The sequence below is a fragment of the Piscibacillus salipiscarius genome, from assembly GCF_042685285.1.
Classification (GTDB): domain Bacteria; phylum Bacillota; class Bacilli; order Bacillales; family Alkalibacillaceae; genus Piscibacillus; species Piscibacillus salipiscarius.
On record NZ_JBHUMZ010000019.1, the window covers coordinates 109,124 to 131,737 of the forward strand.

The 22,614-nt window shown below is 41.9% G+C and carries 27 protein-coding genes; 2 read left to right on the forward strand and 25 right to left on the reverse strand.

What is annotated here, in order from left to right:
• Positions 1-4: 4 nt before the first annotated feature.
• On the forward strand, positions 5-478 hold the full coding sequence (locus ACFSW4_RS07485; protein WP_377328445.1) for a GNAT family N-acetyltransferase: 474 nt from the start codon (positions 5-7) through the stop codon (positions 476-478).
• Here ACFSW4_RS07485 and ACFSW4_RS07490 read toward each other — a convergent pair.
• The 6 genes from ACFSW4_RS07490 to ACFSW4_RS07515 all read right to left on the reverse strand — a co-directional run bounded on the left by ACFSW4_RS07490 (position 473) and on the right by ACFSW4_RS07515 (position 3,121).
• A complete protein-coding gene (locus ACFSW4_RS07490) occupies positions 473-751 on the reverse strand; it encodes a hypothetical protein (RefSeq protein ID WP_054752427.1) in 279 nt (92 codons plus the stop codon). The genes ACFSW4_RS07485 and ACFSW4_RS07490 overlap by 6 nt on opposite strands.
• Positions 752-879: 128 nt before the next feature.
• Positions 880-1,284, reverse strand: coding sequence for an NUDIX hydrolase (locus tag ACFSW4_RS07495; RefSeq protein WP_054752430.1), 405 nt, complete (start codon positions 1,282-1,284; stop codon positions 880-882).
• Positions 1,285-1,307: 23 nt separating this feature from the next.
• Entirely contained in the window at positions 1,308-1,625 is a 318-nt protein-coding gene (locus ACFSW4_RS07500; protein WP_279401382.1) for a MazG nucleotide pyrophosphohydrolase domain-containing protein, read from the reverse strand.
• A gap of 13 nt (positions 1,626-1,638) precedes the next feature.
• Entirely contained in the window at positions 1,639-2,073 is a 435-nt protein-coding gene (locus ACFSW4_RS07505) for a GNAT family N-acetyltransferase (protein WP_377328447.1), read from the reverse strand.
• 15 nt (positions 2,074-2,088) lie between these two features.
• Positions 2,089-2,448 carry a VOC family protein gene (locus tag ACFSW4_RS07510; protein ID WP_377328449.1) on the reverse strand — a complete coding sequence of 120 codons (360 nt, stop codon included), beginning with the start codon at positions 2,446-2,448 and terminating at the stop codon, positions 2,089-2,091.
• Positions 2,449-2,452: 4 nt separating this feature from the next.
• Positions 2,453-3,121: an HAD family hydrolase gene (locus ACFSW4_RS07515; RefSeq protein WP_054752432.1), complete on the reverse strand. Its 669-nt coding sequence runs from the start codon at positions 3,119-3,121 to the stop codon at positions 2,453-2,455.
• A 232-nt stretch (positions 3,122-3,353) separates the two neighbouring features.
• Here ACFSW4_RS07515 and ACFSW4_RS07520 point away from each other — a divergent pair, with 232 nt between their 5' ends.
• Positions 3,354-3,929: a hypothetical protein gene (locus tag ACFSW4_RS07520; protein ID WP_279401384.1), complete on the forward strand. Its 576-nt coding sequence runs from the start codon at positions 3,354-3,356 to the stop codon at positions 3,927-3,929.
• A gap of 322 nt (positions 3,930-4,251) precedes the next feature.
• On the opposite strand, the gene ACFSW4_RS07525 is transcribed toward ACFSW4_RS07520, so the two are convergent.
• The 19 genes from ACFSW4_RS07525 to paaA all read right to left on the reverse strand — a co-directional run bounded on the left by ACFSW4_RS07525 (position 4,252) and on the right by paaA (position 22,430).
• Positions 4,252-5,046: an ABC transporter ATP-binding protein gene (locus ACFSW4_RS07525; protein WP_377328451.1), complete on the reverse strand. Its 795-nt coding sequence runs from the start codon at positions 5,044-5,046 to the stop codon at positions 4,252-4,254.
• Positions 5,039-6,031 (reverse strand): ABC transporter permease, encoded by a 993-nt coding sequence (locus tag ACFSW4_RS07530; RefSeq protein WP_377328453.1) that lies wholly within the window; start codon positions 6,029-6,031, stop codon positions 5,039-5,041. The genes ACFSW4_RS07525 and ACFSW4_RS07530 overlap by 8 nt, the downstream gene beginning before the upstream one ends.
• Before the next feature lie 60 nt (positions 6,032-6,091).
• Positions 6,092-7,093, reverse strand: a complete 1,002-nt coding sequence (locus tag ACFSW4_RS07535) for an ABC transporter substrate-binding protein (protein WP_054752438.1) — start codon at positions 7,091-7,093, stop codon at positions 6,092-6,094.
• Positions 7,094-7,348: 255 nt separating this feature from the next.
• The gene (locus tag ACFSW4_RS07540; RefSeq protein WP_377328455.1) at positions 7,349-8,779 is read right to left on the reverse strand and encodes a dihydrolipoyl dehydrogenase family protein; all 1,431 of its coding nucleotides are present in this window, start codon (positions 8,777-8,779) and stop codon (positions 7,349-7,351) included.
• Complete coding sequence (locus tag ACFSW4_RS07545) at positions 8,780-9,982, reverse strand: dihydrolipoamide acetyltransferase family protein (protein WP_377328457.1); 1,203 nt, start codon at positions 9,980-9,982, stop codon at positions 8,780-8,782.
• A 15-nt stretch (positions 9,983-9,997) separates the two neighbouring features.
• Complete coding sequence (locus tag ACFSW4_RS07550; RefSeq protein WP_377328459.1) at positions 9,998-11,017, reverse strand: alpha-ketoacid dehydrogenase subunit beta; 1,020 nt, start codon at positions 11,015-11,017, stop codon at positions 9,998-10,000.
• The gene (pdhA, locus tag ACFSW4_RS07555) at positions 11,017-12,075 is read right to left on the reverse strand and encodes a pyruvate dehydrogenase (acetyl-transferring) E1 component subunit alpha (protein ID WP_377328461.1); all 1,059 of its coding nucleotides are present in this window, start codon (positions 12,073-12,075) and stop codon (positions 11,017-11,019) included. The genes ACFSW4_RS07550 and pdhA overlap by 1 nt, the downstream gene beginning before the upstream one ends.
• Positions 12,076-12,087: 12 nt before the next feature.
• Positions 12,088-13,236: a Leu/Phe/Val dehydrogenase gene (locus tag ACFSW4_RS07560; RefSeq protein ID WP_377328463.1), complete on the reverse strand. Its 1,149-nt coding sequence runs from the start codon at positions 13,234-13,236 to the stop codon at positions 12,088-12,090.
• A gap of 53 nt (positions 13,237-13,289) precedes the next feature.
• Complete coding sequence (locus ACFSW4_RS07565; protein WP_054752440.1) at positions 13,290-13,685, reverse strand: thioesterase family protein; 396 nt, start codon at positions 13,683-13,685, stop codon at positions 13,290-13,292.
• Between the two features lie 144 nt (positions 13,686-13,829).
• Positions 13,830-14,795: an NAD(P)H-dependent flavin oxidoreductase gene (locus ACFSW4_RS07570; protein WP_054752441.1), complete on the reverse strand. Its 966-nt coding sequence runs from the start codon at positions 14,793-14,795 to the stop codon at positions 13,830-13,832.
• Between the two features lie 22 nt (positions 14,796-14,817).
• The gene (locus ACFSW4_RS07575; RefSeq protein ID WP_054752533.1) at positions 14,818-16,023 is read right to left on the reverse strand and encodes a thiolase family protein; all 1,206 of its coding nucleotides are present in this window, start codon (positions 16,021-16,023) and stop codon (positions 14,818-14,820) included.
• 173 nt (positions 16,024-16,196) lie between these two features.
• Positions 16,197-17,714 (reverse strand): aldehyde dehydrogenase family protein, encoded by a 1,518-nt coding sequence (locus ACFSW4_RS07580; RefSeq protein WP_054752443.1) that lies wholly within the window; start codon positions 17,712-17,714, stop codon positions 16,197-16,199.
• An 18-nt stretch (positions 17,715-17,732) separates the two neighbouring features.
• Positions 17,733-18,509, reverse strand: a complete 777-nt coding sequence (locus ACFSW4_RS07585; RefSeq protein ID WP_054752445.1) for an enoyl-CoA hydratase/isomerase family protein — start codon at positions 18,507-18,509, stop codon at positions 17,733-17,735.
• Positions 18,510-18,512: 3 nt separating this feature from the next.
• A complete protein-coding gene (locus tag ACFSW4_RS07590; RefSeq protein ID WP_377328465.1) occupies positions 18,513-19,286 on the reverse strand; it encodes an enoyl-CoA hydratase/isomerase family protein in 774 nt (257 codons plus the stop codon).
• Positions 19,267-19,584, reverse strand: coding sequence for an EthD family reductase (locus ACFSW4_RS07595; RefSeq protein WP_377328467.1), 318 nt, complete (start codon positions 19,582-19,584; stop codon positions 19,267-19,269). The genes ACFSW4_RS07590 and ACFSW4_RS07595 overlap by 20 nt, the downstream gene beginning before the upstream one ends.
• Before the next feature lie 179 nt (positions 19,585-19,763).
• Positions 19,764-20,255, reverse strand: coding sequence for a 1,2-phenylacetyl-CoA epoxidase subunit PaaD (gene paaD / locus ACFSW4_RS07600; RefSeq protein WP_377328469.1), 492 nt, complete (start codon positions 20,253-20,255; stop codon positions 19,764-19,766).
• A 13-nt stretch (positions 20,256-20,268) separates the two neighbouring features.
• The gene (gene paaC / locus ACFSW4_RS07605; RefSeq protein WP_377328471.1) at positions 20,269-21,099 is read right to left on the reverse strand and encodes a 1,2-phenylacetyl-CoA epoxidase subunit PaaC; all 831 of its coding nucleotides are present in this window, start codon (positions 21,097-21,099) and stop codon (positions 20,269-20,271) included.
• Entirely contained in the window at positions 21,075-21,434 is a 360-nt protein-coding gene (gene paaB, locus ACFSW4_RS07610) for a 1,2-phenylacetyl-CoA epoxidase subunit PaaB (RefSeq protein WP_377328473.1), read from the reverse strand. The genes paaC and paaB overlap by 25 nt, the downstream gene beginning before the upstream one ends.
• Positions 21,435-21,449: 15 nt before the next feature.
• Positions 21,450-22,430: a 1,2-phenylacetyl-CoA epoxidase subunit PaaA gene (gene paaA, locus ACFSW4_RS07615; RefSeq protein WP_054752449.1), complete on the reverse strand. Its 981-nt coding sequence runs from the start codon at positions 22,428-22,430 to the stop codon at positions 21,450-21,452.
• Positions 22,431-22,614 lie beyond the last annotated feature (184 nt).

The following is a 22,614-nucleotide window of genomic DNA, read 5'->3' on the forward strand; positions in this document are numbered from 1 at the left end:
CACCATGGACAAGCTTAAAATTGTACAAGTATCGAAAGAGTTCGATGAAGATGCTAAAGCTCATATTTTGGAAGGTTTTTTAGAGCACTTCGGATACATCGATCATTCTCTAAACCCTGATTTAAATTCCATCACCGATTATTACTCGAGACGTGGTTACATATTTCTCATAGGTTTTATTGATCAAGAATTAGTTTGTACAGGTGCTATAACGAAAGAAGGTTCTCATACTGGCAGAATTGAGCGAATGTCGGTTAAGAAAGCCTTCAGAAGGCGCGGACTGGCAAACAAAATGCTACAGCAACTCGAGAGGTACGCATTAGATATGAAATACACTAAGTTAGTTTTAGAAACCAACCAGCACTGGCAAAACGCGATTCAATTCTATCAATCAAATCACTTTATTGAAGAGAAGCGAGACCAACAAAGAATTCATTTTGCGAAGCGCTTAATTCATGTTGAAAATGATTCTTTATAAATAAAGCCATAATATATAAGCTGCCCCAAACATATTCAATAAAGAAGCAATCGTAAACAACGTAACATACTTTTCTTTTTTCATTTTAACCATCTCAATCGCTTGAACACCCATAAACAGTCCTAGCGAAAAATGCATGGCTACTTGGATTGGAGTTACGGCTGTTTTGAGCAGTAATAAGTAAACAAGAGAAGTAGCTGCTAAGAGGAAAGTTACAATCATAAGTACAATGCGTAAAGTTTTGAATGGATTAATGCTTTCACTAATTTTCACTATTAAAACACCTCGTTAGCTAATAATTATTTATTCGTCTTTATACCATCTAACATGGTCATGCCATTATACACTTAAATAACAGTTATCATTGGATTCTCCTTTTGTTTATTAGAGTATAATTTCCCCTAAAAACTACGACTAATGACCTCTCCTCGAAACTCTATAGCATCCCTGACTCTAACTTGTTGTATTTCACCCAATTCATCAACAGGAAACCAATTATAATCAGAATGTTCGTGGCTGAGTCTAATCTCCTCGCTTTCTGGCAATGAACAACGGAACATGGCAACTTGTGAATTGTTAACACTATGATAATAAAAACCAGTTAAAGTCACAGATTGTACTTCTAAACCAAGTTCTTCACGGCACTCGCGATATAATGCCTCATGGATTGTTTCCCCTGGTTCAACACTACCTCCGGGAGTACTCCAGCCCTTATTTCCATAAGTGCGTTTCAATAGGAGCATGTGACCTACTGAGTTTAGGATCCCGGCATGGGCTCCGAAACGATATGTATCATGGTATGCCACCTTAATCACTCCTACTAAACCAATTATAGATATTTCTCTTTATTAATTTCTTCTTTTAAATGAAAGCATTCTTCTAAGTCAATGTCATACACATTTGCTAAACCAATGACATAATAAAGCACATCGTATAATTCTTCTTCAATTGTCCCTTTTATAGAGTCCGACTGCTCTATTCGCTTATTTTTTCGCAAGACCTCAGAAAGCTCACCAACTTCTTCTATTAACTTATGAAAGTAAGTATGCTTTAAATCTGGCTTAAAATCTTTAGCTTTTATATACTTCTGTAAGTCTTTTACTGTAATACTTTCTAAATAGGATTCGTGTTCTTCATCGGAAAACATCTGCCTCACACTCCTACAGTTCATGCTTAAACACATAACTTACTTTATTGTAATCCATTTTTTCTTCATAAAATCTGTGTGCCTCTTCGCGCTGCAAACCTGAAGATAATGCTACACTTTCTAAACCTTGGTCCTTTGCCCATTTATGGACGTAGTTAAGTAGCTTCTCTCCACAACCTCTTGATCGATTATGTTGATCCGTTACTAAATCACAGACCCACACAAACCGGCCGTAATACAGTGTGGTCATGATCTTAAAGCCTGCTACAGCAACAATTTCACCTTGGTCTATTAATGCATACAACTTGTATCGGTCTTTTTCTTTAGCTTCTAACACCAAATCAAGATAACTTTGTTCATCAAGGTGTGTTCTTAGTTGCTTCATAATGGGGTAAGCCTTTAGTATTTCTTCATGTGAATTGAGCTCTTTAATAGTTGCGGAAGTCATAGAGTTCTCCTTTACTTAAAAAATTTCTCCTATTTCTATCCGATTACCATCTGGATCATGAAAAACAGCAATTTTACCCCAATCAAATGTTAATTGTTTATTCGAAAAATCAACGCCAGCTTGATCTAAATCACTTACCACTTGATCTAAAGAATCGACATCAAAACGTAGAACAGTGGGGTTTTGGTCTCTTGTTTTTTCTATACCCAAGCCTACTCCGCCTTGTTCGACCATTAAATAACCTTGTGGAATTTCGAATTTTACAAGTGTGTCTTTTATATTCAATACATTTAATTTTAATACATCTCGATAAAATGAAATGCACTCATCGTATTTTTCAACAAACAAAATTAAACCAAATTCTTTGAAATGCATGTTGTCACTCCTTATTAAGTATCTCAAGTATTGATGGAATCTCGTTTAGGTGGTTTATACAGTAATCTGCTATGACGTCAGTCCACTCTTCACTTTGTTTCCATACGCTAAGCATACCTACATTCTGAGCTGCTTGAACGTCTTTTTCTGGATGATCACCTACAAACATACTTTCATGGGGTTCCACATTTAATTCACGCATCGCTTTATTAAATATTTCTGGATTTGTCTTTTTAATACCTTCCCACTCCGAAATTAGGATGGTGTTAAAGAACTTCTCAATTCCAAGTCCTTTTATGTTATTCATTTGAAACTGCCCTTTTCCGTTGCTGATTAATCCTAGAGTGAGGTTTGTGTTCACTAACTCATCTAACATGGAGGTTAAGTCCTGAAAAGGAATGACGTTGTTTTGAAATTGAGTAATATAATCTTGAAGTAGATCTTCCCAAGTTATGTTGGCAATCCTAAATTCATCCACTAATACTTGATAAACTCGGTCTTTCCAAACATATCCTCGTTGATCTAACTCTATAAATCTATTTATATATGTATCTTTTGGAATGTGATTCATGAATTGTATGTATCGGTCGTACTGATTGTGAATGAAGCTTTTAACAGACTCATCTCGATTCAATAACGTGCCATCTAAATCGAACAGAACAGCTTTTATCATATTGGTACCTCTAAATTTATTCTATATATTTCCAACGTTATTTTAACATAAATAACATATGTACTTTTAAAATTTCATGTGGAGGTTGTGATCTGAAGGAGACTTTTCTAATTTTGATGTCAGACTTTAGCAAGTTCTTTCTTGCTTTATTTGACCCTAAAATTTTTTAATATTACAAAAATGTGAAACAAATGAATCCATCATACGTTATGTAAGTAGAGGAGTTGATAACATGATCAAGAAAAGTTTCGTTTTGCTATCATTCATTTTATTAATAGCTGGTTGTGCCACCAGCGAGGAAAAGAGTATTCAAGACATTGAAAAGTCTATTCAAGAATCTGGTAATGTTAATATACAAATCATTGAACCTGAGGGGTTCGAGGTCAGTGTAGCTAGTGTTCTTGGCCAGCCTGGAGGACAGAAAAATAGAGAAGTTCGTATAGGTTTTGACAACAAGGTATCTGACTCTAAATTAATGTCAGAGGATGAAATTGAGGACAAAGAAGATCAACTGAATATTGATTATATCTATGGGCCATATTCAGACAACCCTAATTTTGAACTTATTTTAACTTCGGAATCGATGCAGACATTAATTGACCCAAACCTAAATTTCGAACCAAAAACCATTTCGGATAGCACGGTACTTTACCAGGAGCGTCCTGCCGACAATTTATTAATCGTTCAGTACCCTTATGAAGGTGGAGTTATTCGCTTAGATGCAACGCTGAGTGATGACGTTTCAAAAGAAGATGTTTGGGGTTACGTGGAAGAGTTATTGGGTGAATATAAGTCTTTAATGGATTAATTTCTAAATAAATAATAGGTTCAATATAAGTTTTACACAAGTTATCCACAATTTAAAACGCTGATTAATTTGTTGGAGAGGTGATTGAAGCAAGAGCATACGAACAGTTGATCTCATCGAAGGGCGTGTGTACCTAACTTAGTTATTAACCCTTAATACTTGTTATTAATTCACACTTGCTTGTTGATAATTCTAATAAACTTGTAGATAAATTCGCCAAACCTGTTGATATATACTGAATATATGTTGATATCTATTTAAAACCTGTTGATAAGTTAAAAAGACGCTTGGGGTCACTTCAACCCCCATGCGTCTTTTTTTATTAACCTAACACAGCACGGTCACTTTCAATCGTTTTACCTCTAATGCGCTGGAACTCATCTAACAAGTTTTGAATCGTTAGCTTTTGTTTTTCTTCGCCTTTTACATCAAAAATCACTTGACCTTTATCCATCATAAACAGACGGTCCCCGAGGTCTAGTGCTTGCTGCATGTTGTGCGTTACCATTAACGTCGTTAGGCCGAACTTCGAAACGACATCTTTCGTAATTTCTGTAATGAGTTCTGCTCGTGATGGGTCGAGTGCTGCAGTATGTTCGTCGAGTAACAATATATATGGTTCAGTAAACGTCGCCATAAGGAGGGACAAGGCTTGACGTTCACCACCGGATAAGAAACCGACTTTGGCGTTCAGTCGATCTTCTAATCCTAAGTTCAAAGTCTCAAGGTATTCTCTAAAGTAATCTTTTCGCTTTTTACTCACACCTGGAACTAAGCGGCGCTTTTTATCTCGCGCGTAAGCCATGGCTAAGTTTTCTTCAATTGTCATAGATGGCGCGGTGCCAGCCATAGGGTCCTGGAATACGCGGCCAACCATTTTCGATCGTTTATATTCTGGTAGATGCGTCACATTCTTCTCGTTAATAAACACCTCACCGACATCTGGAAGAAGACTGCCCGAAACCACATTCATAAGCGTTGATTTCCCTGCTCCGTTACTTCCAATGACCGTTACAAATTCACCTTTATTTAGTTGTAGGTTAATCCGCTGTAAGGCTTTCTTTTCATCTGGTGTGTCTTCATTAAATGTCATAGAGACATCTTCAATTTTAAGCACTGGCTTCACGCTCCTTTTGCTGGGCTAGGGCTGTGCGTTTGGCGATGCGGCGTTTCCTTTCGCGCTGTGCTTGTAAGGCTTTTGGCGCAACTAAAGCTGCGATTACAAGAACTGCTGTGATGAGCTTAAGGTCACTTGACTCAAGGAATTCGACCCTAAGGGCAAGAGTGACGACAATTCGGTAAATAATAGCACCTAAGATGACTGCCAGCGTCACCCTAGCGATTGTCTTTTTACCAAATAGAGCCTCACCGATAATGACGGATGCCAGTCCAATCACGATCATCCCAATTCCCATGTTTAAGTTCGCAAAACCTCCAAGCTGTGCGACAAGTGCACCTGATAAAGCAACAAGAGCGTTTGATAATCCAATTCCAACAATAATCAGGAAGTTCGTATTCGCTGATAAACTGCGAATCATTTTTTGGTTATCACCTGTAGCGCGAATGGCTAGGCCAACTTCTGTTTTGAGGAAATAATCTAATAAGAATTTGATTACCACTGTTACAACAGTCATAACAATTAAAATGGACCATGTGGTTGGAACACGATCTGCACCAAAAAGTTGAAGCATGCCGTTTAAGGCTGAATCCATCCCTGTTCCACCTAAAAACGAATGGATTTGACTAATTAAAGTAGATTCGTTTAATAGCGAAACAGTCGGTTGCCCCATGAACCGTAAATTAATCGAGTAAAGTGCGATCATCATTAGAATACCTGCTAGCAAGGCATTAATTTTACCTGCTGTATGTAAAAGTCCAGTAATGCAGCCAGCTATGAATCCAGCTAAAGCTCCGATTAATGTTGCGAATACGGGTGATACTCCATTTACGATTAACATGGCAGAAATACCTGCGCCTGTTACGAAGCTGCCATCAACAGTCAGGTCCGGAAAGTCCAACACCCGAAAAGATAGGTAGACACCTAGGGCCATGATGGCATAGATCACTCCTGATTCGATTGCACCGAATAATGCGATTAACATAGCGTCCTCCTTCTCGGCTTATGTATGGTTGTAAAGCAGGCCGAGGCCTGCTTTACTTTTTTATTCTGCCGCTTCTACTAACTGCGCTTCTTCATCCCATTCGCTCTTCCATTCAACGGCTTGCTCTTCCGCAGCGCCTTTGTTGATAAACAGCTGAATTTCAGGCGGATATTCTGGCTTAATGTCACTAGGTGATTTTTCACCTTTTAGAATTTGAGCTGCCATTTCACCTGTGCGGTATCCAATTGTGTGATAATCAATTCCAAATGTTGCAAATCCACCTTTTTTAAGTGAGTCAGGCTCGCCGACAATAAGCGGGATATCCTGCTCATTGGCAACACCGACGACACTGTCTAACGCTTCAACAACTGTGTTATCGGTAATAATGTAAAATACGTCAATTTCACTTACTAGTGATTGAGATGCTTGCTGAACTTCTGCTGCGTTCGCAACGGTACGCTCAACGATGGATAGGCTCGTGCCTTCAACGGCTTTTTTCACATCTTCAATTTGTGAAACCGAGTTAGGCTCACCTGCGTTATAGATCATACCAACTGTTGCACCTTCAAAATTTGCATCGATAAACTCGACCGTTTTGCTAATCGCATCAGGGTGTAAATCAGATACACCAGTAATGTTCTCCCCCGCTTCATCCATTGATGGAACTAAGCCCGCATCGACTGGATCTGTAACAGATGTGTAAACAATTGGAATGTCACTTGTTGCATTTAAAGCGCCAAGCGCACTCGGCGTAGAGTTCGCAAAAATTAAATCCACATTATCTGCGACGAAGCCATCTGAAATTGTTTTAACGTTGTTCTGATCCCCTTGGGCACTGCTGAAATCATATTCTACATCAAGACCTGCATCTTTTAACGCCTCTTGGAACCCTTCATATGCTCGGTCTAAAGACGGGTGCTCAACAATTTGAGTCGCACCTACTAAATAAGTTTCACCATCTCCTCCAGACCCACCAGACTGAGATCCACTCTCTTCACCACATGCGGCTAATAGCCCTAAACCTATGACTGCCACACTCATCAACTGAAACATCTTTCTCATAAAATGTTCCCCCTCATTTTTTGATATAAAATGATTCTCTGGCTCGTCACTCAAGTTGTTTAATATAAGATGATTCTATATACCTATCCCAAACTCCTTTTAGAAATGTGAGTTTTTATATTTAAGAGCAACTTGCTCTTGTTTTACTTCTAGGTTACTTTTAACTGCAAAATGCGTCTGGTATGTCTTTTATTTTCTTTGTATGCTGCTCTATTTAGATTTATTTTACATTGAATGCTTCCCTATTTTAGCCCTCTAGACGTTCACCTTTTTTCGGCTTGGTGGTTGATGAATAGCTTGACCTGTTAGGGCTTCAACTGCTTCGAGCAAACCTTCGTCCATACTTGGATGGGCGAAGTTCGGGAACGTGACGTCTTCTTCCTTTGCTGCCATTTCAAGTAACTGTACGAAGTTACTAGATAATTCTATGGCGCCTGCACCGATCATATGAATGCCGAGAACAATTTCGGTGTTAGCATCGCTAATGACTTTAACCAATCCTTCTTTCTGCCCTGATAACATCGCATAGCCGTTCGCTTTCAGTGAGAACTCACCTGTTCGGTATTCAATGCCGCTTTCTTTTGCATCAGATTCGGTCATGCCAACTGATGCTACAGGTGGCGTTGTATGAATAATGGTTGGTAAAAAGGTTAGGTCCACTTCTGGATAGCCTTCTGCGATTGCCTCAGCTGCGACCTTCCCATGCTTAATCGCTTTGACTGCAAGGTTTGGGCCTTCTGCTGTGACATCCCCGACTGCGTATATATCAGGGTTTGAACTTTGCGCCATATGATTAACCACAACACGTCCGTCATCTGCCTGGTCAACTCCGAATCGATTAAGGCCTAAATCTTGAACATTAGGCTGGCGCTCACCACTCGTATATAAGTAAACCGCTTCAATAGATTGAGATTTTCCTTTATCATCCACCAATGAAACTAGTATTCCTTGGTCGGTCTGTTCTGCTGAAAATTCTTCTGCTCCTTTAATGACTTTGACCTTTTTCTTCTTAAATACTCTCATCAGCTCTTTTTCAATTGAGGCATCAAGGCCTAGTGAGTCTGGTAAAATCAACGTCACTTTACTGCCGAACTCTGAATAAACAGATGCTACTTCGAGTGCAAGTTCGTCGCTCCCATATACGATCAAGCTCTCAGGGATTTCTTCAAATTCGTACAATGCGTCTGATAGAATCACGTTTTCTCGCACATCAGATAATTCCCCCGGCAATACAGGCGTGCTTCCGGTTGCGATAATGGCCTTTTTAAATTGATAGATATCAAACTGATGGCCGTTCTCAACCCCAATTTTATTGTCACTCGTAAATGTTGCAGCACCTTGAATCACCTCAACTTGGTTGGCTGAGCACAGTGCTTCAACACCTTTTCGAAGCTGAGTCGTCACTTGATCTTTGTATGCTAAAAGCTTCCCGAGGTCGAGTCCGGATTCTACTAAGTCAAAACCTAAGCTTTCCATATGAGGAATCTCTGATTTTTTCCGTGCAGCATACGCCCAAACTTTAGAAGGAATGCACCCTTTGTTTAAACAAACTCCGCCTAATACGTCTTTTTCGATCAGTGTGACCTTTTGCCCTAACTGCGCTGCACGAATCGCAGCCGTGTAACCTCCTGGACCTCCGCCAATAATGACAAGGTCACGTTCTTCGATCATTTCTCCGACAACCATTTATATCATCTCCAGCATGAGTTTACTCGGATTTTCTATTAAACTTATAAAGCGGTTTGAGAAGGCGACTCCCGTTGCCCCGTCTGCTACCCTGTGGTCAAATGATAATGATAGATTCATCATTTGGCGGATGACGATTTCATCGTGTTCGTTAACAACTGGGCGTTTTTTCGTTTTATGGAACGCAATCAGTGCTGTTTCTGGATAATTAATGATTGGTGTTGCCCCTGTGCTGCCGAGTGGCCCTACGTTACTCATCGTAAACGTGCCGCCCTTGTAATGCTTCGCTTCAAGCTTACCTTCCTGAGCTTTTTTAGTAAGACCTTTAATTTCCTTATGAATCTCCTGAATTGATAACTGACCTGCCCCGTGCAGTACGGGTACAATCAATCCTTCTTCAACATCTGTCGCAAGACCTATATTGTAATCTTTCTTTAGTTTAATCGTTTCGTTTTCTTCATCCAGTTCCGCATTAAAGATTGGGTAATCTTTTAATGCAAAGACTAAAGCTTTAACAAAAAAGGCTGGGACAGATACTGAGATACCGTCTGCTTTCAGTTCTTCACGAAGTTCCATTAGTCGCGTCAAATCCACTTCGTCAAAATGAGTGACGTGCGGAATCGTGTATATTGATTTCGTCATTTTGGTTGCGATCTGTTTGCGCACGCCTCTAAACGGAATTTCATCTGGCTGCGATTCTCTTACCGGCTTTGCTTTCGGTGGCTCTTCCGCTTCTGGTTCCTGATTCATAAATTGATAGACATCTTCCTCCGTCACACGTCCTGACGGGTCCGACGCTGGCACTTGTTCAATATCGATGCCATTTTCACGAGCAATTTTCCTCGTATATGGAGTCGCTAATACTCGATTAACCGTAGTTATCATTCGTCTATTAGTTAACTCTTTTGTTTGAGATGGTGCTGGCGTTTCATCTTGTTTCTTAGTTTGAGCTTCCTCAGCCTGAGTTCCTTCACCTTCAATCATTAAAAGTGTTGTTCCTACTTGTACGGTTTCGCCAACGGGTACAACGATTTCTTTAATGGTTCCGTTTCCAGGTGACGGGAGCTCGGCAACCATTTTATCGGTTTGAACTTCAACAAGTGGCTGGTCCGTTTTAACGGTATCGCCTTCTTTGACGAGGTAATGAACGATTTCACCTTCCGTCATCCCTTCGCCGATATCGTGTAATTTGACTTCTAGCATGCTAGCATCCCCCCTTTAGAAATGGACTGCTTTCTCGATACTTTGCAGCACTCGTTTTGGTGTTGGCAGCTGATGGTCTTCCAGCGCAAAAAATGGCACTGGCACATCAAAGCCTGTTACTCGCTCGATTGGTGCGCGTAAGTATAAAAAGGATGTATCGTTAATGACGGATAAAAGATCATTTCCGAGCCCGCCTGTCGATTGTGCTTCATGAACAATCACGCAGCGACCTGTTTTTTGAACCGACTCCGCAATTAGATCTCGATCAAGTGGGTATAACGTTTTAAGGTCTAATACATCACATGTGATGCCCTTTTGCCCGGCTTGTTCAGCAGCCTGCTTAGCAACTGGGACCATCGCTCCCCATGCAATGATCGTAATGTCGTCACCTTCCCCAATTTTTTCACCTTTGCCAATTTCAACCGTATATTTTCCTTCAGGGACATCCTCGCGCTTAGCCCGGTAACTTCTCATCGGCTCCATGAATATAACTGGATCCGGGTCTTCAATCGCAGCAATTAGCAGTCCCTTCGCATCATATGGTGTCGCTGGACAAACGACTTTAACTCCAGGCATATGGGTAAATAATGCCTCTGCACTATCCGAATGAACCTCTGGCGCGCGAATGCCCGCTCCATATGGCGCACGAATCACCATTGGCACTGAAAAATGCCCCATCGTTTTCATACGGATTCTCGAAACGTGCGTCATAATTTGATCGTAGGCTGGGTAAATAAATCCCATGAACTGCATCTCAGCAACAGGTTTGAACCCATTAACGGCAAGACCTACTGACGTTCCGACAATTCCAGATTCTGAAAGCGGTGTATCTACGACACGGTCTTCACCGAAAACCTCTTGTAGTCCTTCAGTTGCGCGGAACACACCGCCGTTTTTCCCAATATCTTCACCGAGTAAAATCGTTCGCTCGTCTTCTTCAAGCATCGTTTTAAGCGCGTCGTTAACTGCTTGAACTAATGTTAGCTGATTTGTTTTACTCGTTTGATCAACCTTTTGTTCCATTTTTACATCCATTAAGAATCCCTCCCTAGAAGCGCTAGATAGGATTGTTTCTGTTCTGATAGCTGCTTTGGCATGTTTTCAAAAACATGATCGAACAAGTCTTCTGGATTCGGCTTCGGATACTGCTCCATCGCTTCAACGGCTGATTCGACTTCATCAGTTAATTCACGTTCAATTTGCTCAACCCAAGCTTCATCCCAGAAATCGTTATTTTTCATAAAATGCTCTAAACGCTCAACCGGGTTCACCACATCTTCACCTTGACCATCTGGACGATACTTCGTTGGATCATCCGCTGTTGTATGGGCACCCGTTCTCCACGTGACCGCTTCTATTAAGGTTGGCCCTTCGCCATTTCGCGCACGCTGAGCTGCTTTTTTTGTTTCAAAATAAACTGCGAAGACATCATTTCCATCAACTCTTACACTTGGAATATCGTAAGCTAAGCCTTTTTGCGCAATCGTCTTCGAGTTCATCTGTTTTTCAAACGGAACCGAAATCGCGTAACGGTTATTTTGGTTAAAAAAGACCGTTGGCGTTTGGAACACACTTGCGAAGTTTAATCCTTCATGGAAATCACCTTCTGATGTCGCCCCATCACCGAAGAAGCAGAGCGCAATATTATCGGTTCCTTTACGCTTTTCTGCCCAGGCTGAGCCAACTGCGTGCGGGATTTGCGTTGCGATTGGTACCGCTGCTGGAAAAATATTTTTTCCTTCTGGCGGGACACACCCTTCCGCACGGCCATTCCAATACAAAAACGTGCGAACCATGTCAGCGCCAAAAGTTAAGGTCGCGCCATGATCACGGTAAGTCGGGAATACCCAGTCATGTTCACCTAGTGCCATCACGCTTCCGACTTGTGAAGCTTCCTGCCCTTCAAACGGTGGGTACGTTCCAATGCGGCCTTGACGCTGAAGGCTAATCGCTTTTCGGTCAAATATTCTTATCCTTAACATATGACGATAAACCTGTTTAACCAGATCTTCGTTAATGTTCTCCATGCTCGCTTGATCGACAACGTTGCCTTGATCATCCATCACTTTGATGATGGGAAATTGCTCTTCCATCCTGCTTCCCCCTTAGCGTATATTCCACTTCGGTTTATCTGAGCGTGTAAAGAAGCTATTTCGCTTCTCGCGTTTAGCCATTAAGTTATCGCAATACTGATTAGCTGCTTCAACAGTTGAAATGTTTTGCGTTTTGGCTGTTTTATAAACTTCCATCATCGTGTTATAAATCTCTTTTGTTTTAAGTAAAACACGCTCTTTATTAGGTCCATATAGCTCATCGGTTACTTGTATCAAACCACCAGCATTAATAATGTAATCAGGTGCATATAAAATGCCTCGATCAGCAAGTTCGTGTCCGTGTTTTTCTTCAAGTAACTGATTATTCGCAGCTCCTGCAATTGCTTTAAACTTAAATTGCTCTATTGTTGTCTCGTTAATAATTCCTCCAAAAGCACAAGGCACAAAAATATCAGCATCAGCTAAGTAGATGTCATTCGGTTCAACGATGTGCAGTTTACCTGGTAAACCTTTTGCTTCTAATTGAATCGTTTCGATGTTTTCAGTGCTAATGTCTGATGCGTAGACCGTTGCGCCTTCTTCTAATAAACGCTTCGCTACTTTAAAGCCAACTTTTCCGAGTCCTTGAATCGCATACGATACGGCGCTTAGATCTTCATGGTCAAAAAGCATGTGACATGTTGCTTTTAAACCATAGATTACACCTTGTGATGTCGGGATTGACGAGTCTCCACCACCTCCGTATGCTTCAGGAATTCCTGCAATGTTTTTCGTTTCTTTATACGCATGGACGAAATCTTCTAACGTCGTCCCCATATCAGTTCCCGTGTAAAATCGCCCGTTAAGAGAATCAACGAACTGGCCAAATGCGCGGAATAATTCAGGTGATTTATCTGTTTTAGGATCGCCAATAATAACGGATTTTCCTCCACCAAAATCTAAATCAGCCGCGGCACATTTGTAGCTCATACCTTTAGATAGTCTAAGCACGTCTTCTAATGCATCATCAAACGTTTCATAAGGATGCATGCGGCAACCACCAATCGCCGGACCAAGTTTAGTGCTATGTATGGCGATGATTGCTCTGAGTCCTGTTTCCGGATCATTACAGAAAATGACTTGTTCATGCTCCATCATCTTACTCATGAGGTCGTAGCTTTCGTTTCGATCGTTCTTTGACGATGTTTTTAAAAAACTCATAACCATCCTCCTCAATCGGATTTAATTTTTATAAAACTAAACTTCAGGGTGACTTAACTAGTTTGCGGTGAGATTTTTTGTTCAATTAATTCTTTCGGTAAAATGACTTGCTTGACTTCGCCTTTACCGATTAATTGCTCATTATTGTAGGCTTCAACGGATGTGGTTACTTGTGGGTGTTCATATTTCGTAAGTGTTGCTGTTAACGTAACTTTTGAGTTAGCTGGAGCTGCGTCGACGTGCTTGACTTCAACGGCTGCTCCCATACCTTCTTCATGTTCTTCTAAAAATGGCAAAATGATTTTTCGCGAGACCCATTCCATGTGATAAACCATGGCAACAGTTGAATACACAGGATGAACTACTTGCCCTTCAAAGCTCGCAAACATATCATCAGTTACATCGATTTCAATTGTTTCTTGTCTACCAAGATCCATTCCTTGCTTCATGCCATCGCCTCTTTTTATTAAAAATATCAGCTCTAATTAAAGCGCTTACATGATTCAATAAAAAATTTTTATATAACGTTATTACAACGCTATTTTATCATTGCGTCATAAAACAGTCAATTTGATTTTAGAATTTTTAGAATATTAACTCGTTAAGTTAATATTCAGAAGCTCTTTAGCTTTTGCAACCTGCTGAGTCGCTTCATTCATCATGCCTGTTAAAAGCTGCTGAACGGTTGGTACATCTTGAATGAGGCCGCATACTTGACCACCATTTAAGAATCCATTTTCTAAATCACCTTCAAGCGCTCCTTTGCAGTGGTGATCTTCTGAAGTCAAGGTGCGGTAATCATCCTGACTCATGCCGACTCTTTCAAGATCATGTAACCTCTCTGCATAAGGTGTTTTTAAAATTCGGCGAACCTGCCCAACTGAACGCCCGACAATCACAGTGCCTGTTCCATTATCATCAAGTAGCTTTTGCTTATAATGGATATGAAAAGGTGCCTCCTGAGTCGCAATGAGTCTAGTGCCCATCTGAACGCCGTTTGCTCCTAACATAAGTGCAGCAGATAACCCTTTTCCATCACCAATACCTCCAGCTGCGATAACAGGAACACTGACGTTTTCTGCAATTTGCGGAACGAGTGTGAACGTCGTGAGTTCGAGGTTCGAATTGATCCCAGCCGCTTCATACCCTTCAGCTACTAGAATGTCAGCTCCTGCTTCTTCAGCTTTCTTCGCATGTTTAACAGACGCAACTAACGTCATGACTTTGATACCATGCTCGTGAAAAACTGGGATAAACGGAGCAGGGTTACCCGCAGACAGCGACACAACTGGAATGTCATGGTCAATCACTAATTTGACGAGCTCCTTCACATGAGGTGTGACACCAAGGGCAATGTTAATCGCAAACGGCTGATCGGTTAGCTTTTTCGTCTCTAAAATTTTGAGCTCGACTTCCTCAGGCGTCATCGTGCCGCAGCCAAGTGTTCCGAGCCCCCCCGTATTAGAAACAGCTGCTGTTAGCGGGGCATTACTGATATTCCCCATTCCGCCTTGGACAATTGGATATTTAATGTTAATTAAGTCACAAACTGGGTTCATAGTTAGTCCTCCTCGGTTCTGATCAATCACTTACATTCTCAATGATGGTCGCAATCCCCTGTCCGACACCTACGCACATGGTTGCTAATCCATACTTCGTTCCGCGTTTTCGCATTTCGTGAATAAGAGTGGTTAAAATACGAGCCCCACTTGCTCCTAGAGGATGCCCGTAAGCAATTGCTCCTCCGTTAACGTTTACAATCTCTCGGTTCATGCCAATTTGTTTAATACACTCTAATGATTGTGAGGCAAACGCTTCGTTCAATTCGACTAATCCTAAGTCATTTACAGTTAAATTCGCTCGTTTTAACGCTTTAGCCGTCGCACCAATTGGTCCAAGTCCCATTACGGCAGGTTCTAACCCAATCGTTGCTCCTGAGTTGAATTTTGCTAAAGGCTTGAGGTTGAGTTCTTTCGCTTTTTCAGCGCTCATAAGCAATAGCGCAGATGCTCCGTCATTAACTCCTGAAGCATTTCCGGCTGTAATTGTACCTTCGCCGAATATAGGTCTTAAATTTGAAAGCTTTTCTAATGTTGTCGTTGGCCTAGGGTGTTCATCTTGATTGACCACAATTTCATTCCCTTTTCGGTCGTGGTAAACAACTGGAACGATTTCGTCTTTTAACCTACCAGATTCCATCGCTTGCTTTGCCTTCATTTGACTTTCAAAAGCAAATTCATCCTGTTCTTCTCTGCTTATCCCGTACCGTTTGGCGACGTTCTCTGCCGTCTGAGGCATAGAGTCTGAACCATACATGTTTTCTAACTTTTTGTTCGTAAAGCGCCAGCCAATCGTCGTATCAAAAAGCTCTCTATTACCACGCGGAAACTCTTGGTCTGGTTTAGCCATGACTAAAGGAGCCCTCGTCATACTCTCAGTACCACCCGCTATGTATATATCACCATCACCAACCACAATCGCACGTGCAGCCTGCATAACAGCATCCATGCCTGATCCACAAAGCCGGTTAACGGTTACACCTCCGACTTCAACCGGAAGCTCCGCTAATAAAGCAGACATTCTAGCGACATTACGGTTATCCTCACCAGCCTGGTTCGCATTGCCTAAAACCACTTCTTCGATTTCACTTACAGGCACACCGGGCTGCCTTTCTAATAATGCCTTTATGACAATCGCCCCAAGATCATCAGGACGAACATGTTTTAGCCCGCCTTTATAGCGGCCAATCGGTGTTCTGACCGCATCTACAATGACAACGTCTTTCATCGTAATCACGCAACCTTCTTAAGTTATTGAATGTAAATTTTCTATGGGTGTGTTTCACCTTCCTACGGGTGTGTTTCCCAATCCTATTGGCGTAACCTCCACCCAATAGGCGTTAACCCACTTTTTTATCAAAACATGGTCGAGACATAATATGCCTCGACCATTTCATTACTTTAAACCCCGAAAGGATTGAGTGGTTTTGGACCGTAGTAAGATAATACGCTCTTATCTTCCATGTATAAATCAAGTGTTTCAACAGTAAGCTCACGGCCAAAGCCTGATTGCTTATAACCACCGAATGGTGTGCCTGGGAATGCTGAGAATGGGCTATTCACCATAACAATTCCGGCTTGAATTTGGTGCGCGACTCGGGTTGCACGACCTTGGTTTGTCGTCCAAATCGCCGAACCTAAACCGTATTTCGTGTCATTCGCGCGTTTGATGACATCTTTTTCATCAGAGAATTTTTCAACGACCACTACCGGTCCGAAAATTTCTTCTTTTACTGCCTTCATATCAGGTGTGACATCCGTAATGACGGTTGGCTCATACCAATGACCATTTTCAAAGCCTTCAGGATACATCGGCTTTCCGCCTGTCGCAATCGTTGCTCCCTCGTCAATCGCAGACTGAACATAGCCATCAATGACTTCTAACTGCTCTCGGCTAATAATTGAACCGAGATGAGTTCCTTTATTTAATGGGTCGCCAGTTTGGAGCTTCTTCGTCTTTTCAATAAACTTCTCCATAAACTCATCGTAAATATCTTCATGTACGAACATTCGAGAACGTGCTTCACACGACTGGCCTGTGTTGAAGAAAATACCGAATAATGAACCTGCAACCGCTGCTTCCATATCCGCATCTTCAAAAACAATGTTTGGCGACTTTCCACCAAGCTCTAGTGTAATGCGTTTTAACGTTTGAGATGCTTTTTCCATAATATCTTTACCAGTCGGTGTTGAGCCGGTAAACGCGACTTTGTTAATGTCTTCGTGCTTCACTAAGTAATCACCAACAACAGCACCAGAACCTGGAACGGTATTCACAACCCCTTCAGGAACGCCCGCTTCATGACAGATTTCATTTAAGATAATCGCTGTAATTGGCGTAAGGGATGCTGGTTTAATCACCACTGAACACCCAGCTGCGATCGCTGGAGCTATCTTCCACGCCGCCATCATCATCGGGTAGTTCCAAGGAATAATCTGCGCACAAACACCAACAGGCTCTTTATGCGTATAGTTAAAAAATCCATATGGCATGTTGTTCACTTCGCCGCGGTGACCAACAATCGCACCTGCATAAAACTCAAAGTCTTCAATGGATTGGTTGACTTGAACCTGCGCTGCTCCAATTGATTTACCACTATTTAAAACTTCCATTTCTACTAATTCGTTGAAACGTGAACGCATAATTTCAGCAATCTTATTTAACACACGAGCACGTTTGCCGACTGGATATTTGCGCCACTTTCCATTATCGAATGCGTTACGTGCTGCTTGAACCGCTTTTTCCGCATCCTCTTCATTTGCTTTAGCAATAGTTGCAATTGCCTCGCCCTTAGCTGGATCAAAAGTATCGAAAGTCTCACCTGAACTGCTCTCAACTCGCTCTCCATTAATAATCATCGAGTAATGATCACGCTTCATGTCTCCTACTTGTTTAATCGCTTCTTTAGTCATTTCCATGATTGATTCACTCCTTTACTATTTTCCGATAAATGTTGGTTTTCGCTTCTCCTTAAACGCCTGAACGCCTTCGTGATGATCCTCTGAAAGGCCCGCGATCCTCTGTGCAAATGCTTCTTTTTCTAAGAATTCATCGAACGACTCATTCATGCTATCGATCATGTACCGTTTAACGAGTTCAATTGACTTTGTCGGCATACTCGCTAAATGTTGCGAGAAAGCGTCTACCTTTTCATCCCACTCATCAGGCTCGATTAGTTCCGTCGCTAAACCAAAGTCATAAGCTTCTTCCCCTGTAATTGGTTTACCTAAAATCGTGACTTCCATCGCTTTCGCGTAACCAATCAACCTTGGAAGTAAATATAAAAATCCAGAATCTGGAACCAGGCCAATTCCTACAAAAGCGCTAACAAACTTAACGTTTGGCTGAACCAACCTGAAATCTGCTGCTAAAGCAAGGCTCATACCAGCACCTGCTGCTGTTCCGTTAACCGCAGCTACAATCGGTTTCGGCGTAGCCTTGATCGCCTTCATCATGGGATGATAACGAGAACGCAAAAACTCAGCATGGTTCGTATCGTCACCAACGTCTTGTAAGTCCTGACCCGAACAAAAGGCCTTTCCTTCCCCCGTAATCACAATGCACCTTATGTCATTGCTTTTATTTGCAACCTTCAGTGCTTTCGTAATCTCTTTATTCATGACTTCAGTAATAGCGTTGTACGCTTTTGGCCTGTTCAGTGTAATCGTTGCCACACCTTGATTTTCACTGTACTTAATCGTTTCAAATTCCAACCGCTACACCCCCTTAAAGTGTGGAGGTCGTTTTTCAGCAAAAGCTTTCATGCCTTCAGTTTGATCTTGTGAATCAAACGTTAAGTAAAAATTCTTCCGTTCTAGCTTCATCCCCTCTATTAAAGGTAAGTCTTCGGCTGCTTTAACCGATTCTTTAATGAGGCGGAGCGATATAGGCGCCTGTTTTGTTAGTTGATGAGCGACCCGCATCGTTTCTTCCTCAACGAGCTCAGGTGCAATCACCCGGTTAACAATGCCCATTTCGTTCGCTTGCTTCGCGGTCATTGACTCACCTAACCAAATCCACTCAAGAGCCCTTCTTGACCCGATTGCTTTGGTTAAAAGTTGTGTGCCACCAGCACCAGGCATAACGCCTAACTTCACTTCAGGGAACCCAAACTTTGCTTCTTCACCCGCGATTATCATGTCACAGTGAAGTACAAGCTCAAACCCGCCACCTAAGGCAAACCCGTTAACTGAAGCTAAAATTGGTTTGTTAATGAGCTGTATTCGGTCCCAGACGGCAAAAGGATCTGCAAGTTCTAATGATAGAGGGGATTCGTTCATCATCTCTTCAATATCAGCGCCTGCCGCAAAGACTTTTTGATTTCCTTTCACCACAATGACTTTTACTTTTTCATCACGGTCGTACATCTCAAGTGTTTCAACGATCTCATCTACCATTTGCCGGTTCAGTGCGTTTAACACGTCAGGGCGGTTGAGTTGAACCACCCCAACTGAGTCTTCAATGTACGCATTAATGTACTTTTTCGACATTGACTTCTTCACCTATGACAAGTGTGACGAGATCACCGGCAAATTGCATAACGTCTTTTCCTGATGCTTTTCCTTCGTCTGTTTTCATGGCAGTTTGTAGGGATTCGTGGTCGTCGTAGAACATCTCGCATAGCAAGTAGTAATCGGTTTTACCCATTGGCGAGCCGACGATTTTAGTAACTTTCATGTCGCGTAGGCCCGGGATTTTTTGTGTGAGTGGTGTGTGTGTGTTGAAGTAGTGCTCATCGAACTTCTCCGGATCTTCCGGTTGTTTGTAAATCGCGATTAATTTAACCATTTGAAAAACTCCTTTATTATAGTCTTATTTGAGAAATCCACTCCCTTTCCGTGGGCGAACCGCGAGCCTCCTCGGGCTCATGCCCTGCGGGGTCTCACCTGGTTCGCTGTTCCCACAGGAGTGTCGTGGATTTCTCACCTTTTTAAACAAAAACCGTTCTCCTTAACTTCCTACATTAATCAATACACATAATCCACAACTGGTTTCATGGCTTCGAATGGGTTGCGGCAACTTGTGCAGTAGAGAATGCTGCGGCATGCGGTTGGACCGAATACGTTTTCCATTGATGTATAGTCCGAGCCGCAATACGGACAGTCAACCGTCCATTCTTCACCAGGTTGGTAGTTCTCTGGTGGCGGAGCGACTCCGTGTTTTTTGAGCTGCGTTTTGCCTTCATCTGTAATGGCGTCAGTAGACCACTTTTCTTCAAATGAAAAGTGAACCTCACAGTCCGATACCCAAGGCAAATCACCAACTGCCTTTTGAACATCTCGCTTAATAAAATCTAAAGCTGGGCATCCTGCAAAAGTCGGAACCATCGTGATTAACACTTGGCTTCCAATCACCTTCACGTCGTGCACCATTCCAAGGTCAAACACGCTAACAGACGGCAATTCTGGGTCGTCTACTGTTTTTAACACAGCTTCGATTTCCTTAAGATGTTGATTCACTCCATCTCACCTCCTACCAAACAGCATCTTTGTCACTTTCATACACTTCAGCTAAAATCTCTAAAGCTTGGTTTAAGTCTGGCGTGTGATCACCATCCCTCCCGCTTCCATACTTCTTGCCAAAGTTTTTCGCTGGCAGTTCTGGTATGGTTTTGGATAACTCTTCTAACCAGCGCTCTCTTAAGGTGTCTTCACTCACCACAATTCCTAAGTGCTCAAGCTCCGCTGCATGTGCTCCTAGTTCAAACACATCGCCGCACTGTTCCCACGCTTCTTCAAGTCTTTCTTGCAATCTATTTCGGGCATCATCAGTCGATTGATAGAGTTGTTTAAACCAAATTCTCCAGTGAGCTAAATGATATGGCTGTTCCATTAATACTTTTCCAGCGACATTCGCAAGCGGTTTATACGAACCTTTTGTAATCGCTTCCAACTTAACCTTTTTAAAAGATTCATAGAAGAAGTTACGAACAACCGTCAAGGCCCAGTCGTAATAAGGCTCTTCTGTATAGTGGCCTTCACCATTTTTCTTCTCAAAGTAAATGGCATTCTTTCGTTCTTCAGGCTTACGCTCATGGGCAAGGAAATCCGCTTCTTGATCCCCTAACTCTTCTAGTAGATTATAAAACATCAGCGCGTGGCCCATCGTGTTTTGCGTAATTGAGGAGAACGCGACATCTTCTTCAATGTGAGGTGCTAACCCGAGCCATTCAGACCCGCGGAAAGAGATCAGAAAATCATCATCAGCGAGTTGGTATAACAAGTCTTTTAATGCGTTCAAGTAAGTTTGATCTTGCTTTGCTGCTTCTGCTGATTCCATCATTTCTTCTTCACCTCTTTCCAAGACATAATTTCCTTCTCATCTAACATGCCTTGTTCTTTTTCCTTCCACTTTTGTCTTAAATAACCGTAACCTTTTGTTCTACGGTAATCTTTATTGTCTAAGCGCTTTGTCCAGTTCATGCGCTCTTCACTCGTCATCGCCCGGATGTTATCGCGTTTTACCACCCAAACATCTAATACATCTTCTCGGCGCATAAAGTTCTCCATGGCCATAGATAGAGCCATTTCTTCATTTGGCGCAAGAAGGCTAAATTGATGCTGGATCGGTGCTTTCACACTTTTTTTACTAAACACTTCGTATTCTTGATAAAAACTCGTCTCGTTTGTCTCTTCCAATCCCCTCGCTCCTTCCTAAGAACCGATCGCTTCTTTTGATAACGCCTGACGCACCCAGCGGTTATTCTCGTAAGCTACTTCTCTTAGGCGTAAGCGTTCTTTTGATCTTGGACCTTTATTTTTAATTATTCGTTTAAACTCATCCCAATCAGGCTGCTGATAAACCCAGCGCTCTTCTTTTTCATCGTAGTGTACCGTCTCATCTGGCACCGTTAATCCTAGTGAAAAGACCCGTGGTAAATACTTATCTAAGAAAGCCTGGCGCAGCTCCTCATTATTACTTTTACGAATCTTGTATTTAATCATAATGTCCTGCTTTGATGATCCTGTTGTATCAGCTGATGCCGGGCCGAAAAACATGAGTAGTGAAGGCCACCAGCGATTGAGTGACTCTTGTAAAATAGCACGCTGATGCTCTGTTCCTTCTGCTAAAGCCATAATAATCGCCTCACCATGCTGCGCGTGAAAAACTTCCTCTTGGCAAATCCGCTGAAGTGCTCGTTGGTACGGGCCGTATGAAGCATCTAGCATATTCGTTTGAGATATAATCGCTGCTCCATCCACTAACCAGCCAACCATGCCGGCATCTGCCCATGTTTTCGTTGGCATGTGAAAGACATTATGAAACTTTAAATCTCCTGATAATAGATCTTCCATAAGGTCTTTACGTGTCTTGCCATAAGGCTTCATGAGATCCTCTGCGACACGAAGCAGTAACTGTCCGTGTCCCATTTCATCCTGCACCTTTGCCATAATGCCTAGCTTCCGCTTCATCGTAGGAGCTTTAGGTGTCCACTCTTTCTCTGGAAGCGCTCCCATAATTTCGCTAATGCCATGCATGGATATCAGTTTAATTAAAGCAACACGGTATTCCTCTGGCATCCAGTCATCCGCTTCAATCTTCTCCCCCGCTTCAATTCGTTCCATAAAGCGATCATACTTCTCTTGATCATCACGCGGACCATCTGTTGGACCATACTCAATGTAATGATACATATAGTCACCTCATATCATACGTTTATTTAACGTAATCGTATCAAATCGTTATACATTATTCAATAAGATTTTTTAATTTTCAAACATTTAATTCTTTAGTCACTAAAGTTTATGTTGTCATAACATGTGTCATTCGTGCATTTCTTTAAAATAAATGCGTGAATAATTTATTTGTTTATAGTAA

Coding starts and splice junctions, on each gene's coding strand:
- ACFSW4_RS07485 (WP_377328445.1), top strand. CDS start 5: ATGGACAAGCTTAAAATTGTACAAGTATCGAAAGAGTTCGATGAAGAT.
- ACFSW4_RS07500 (WP_279401382.1), bottom strand. CDS start 1,625: ATGTTTTCCGATGAAGAACACGAATCCTATTTAGAAAGTATTACAGTA.
- ACFSW4_RS07505 (WP_377328447.1), bottom strand. CDS start 2,073: ATGACTTCCGCAACTATTAAAGAGCTCAATTCACATGAAGAAATACTA.
- ACFSW4_RS07510 (WP_377328449.1), bottom strand. CDS start 2,448: ATGCATTTCAAAGAATTTGGTTTAATTTTGTTTGTTGAAAAATACGAT.
- ACFSW4_RS07515 (WP_054752432.1), bottom strand. CDS start 3,121: ATGATAAAAGCTGTTCTGTTCGATTTAGATGGCACGTTATTGAATCGA.
- ACFSW4_RS07520 (WP_279401384.1), top strand. CDS start 3,354: ATGATCAAGAAAAGTTTCGTTTTGCTATCATTCATTTTATTAATAGCT.
- ACFSW4_RS07530 (WP_377328453.1), bottom strand. CDS start 6,031: ATGTTAATCGCATTATTCGGTGCAATCGAATCAGGAGTGATCTATGCC.
- ACFSW4_RS07535 (WP_054752438.1), bottom strand. CDS start 7,093: ATGAGAAAGATGTTTCAGTTGATGAGTGTGGCAGTCATAGGTTTAGGG.
- ACFSW4_RS07540 (WP_377328455.1), bottom strand. CDS start 8,779: ATGGTTGTCGGAGAAATGATCGAAGAACGTGACCTTGTCATTATTGGC.
- ACFSW4_RS07545 (WP_377328457.1), bottom strand. CDS start 9,982: ATGCTAGAAGTCAAATTACACGATATCGGCGAAGGGATGACGGAAGGT.
- ACFSW4_RS07550 (WP_377328459.1), bottom strand. CDS start 11,017: ATGGATGTAAAAATGGAACAAAAGGTTGATCAAACGAGTAAAACAAAT.
- pdhA (WP_377328461.1), bottom strand. CDS start 12,075: ATGGAAGAGCAATTTCCCATCATCAAAGTGATGGATGATCAAGGCAAC.
- ACFSW4_RS07560 (WP_377328463.1), bottom strand. CDS start 13,236: ATGAGTTTTTTAAAAACATCGTCAAAGAACGATCGAAACGAAAGCTAC.
- ACFSW4_RS07565 (WP_054752440.1), bottom strand. CDS start 13,685: ATGAAGCAAGGAATGGATCTTGGTAGACAAGAAACAATTGAAATCGAT.
- ACFSW4_RS07570 (WP_054752441.1), bottom strand. CDS start 14,795: ATGAACCCAGTTTGTGACTTAATTAACATTAAATATCCAATTGTCCAA.
- ACFSW4_RS07575 (WP_054752533.1), bottom strand. CDS start 16,023: ATGAAAGACGTTGTCATTGTAGATGCGGTCAGAACACCGATTGGCCGC.
- ACFSW4_RS07580 (WP_054752443.1), bottom strand. CDS start 17,714: ATGGAAATGACTAAAGAAGCGATTAAACAAGTAGGAGACATGAAGCGT.
- ACFSW4_RS07590 (WP_377328465.1), bottom strand. CDS start 19,286: ATGTCGAAAAAGTACATTAATGCGTACATTGAAGACTCAGTTGGGGTG.
- ACFSW4_RS07595 (WP_377328467.1), bottom strand. CDS start 19,584: ATGGTTAAATTAATCGCGATTTACAAACAACCGGAAGATCCGGAGAAG.
- paaA (WP_054752449.1), bottom strand. CDS start 22,430: ATGTATCATTACATTGAGTATGGTCCAACAGATGGTCCGCGTGATGAT.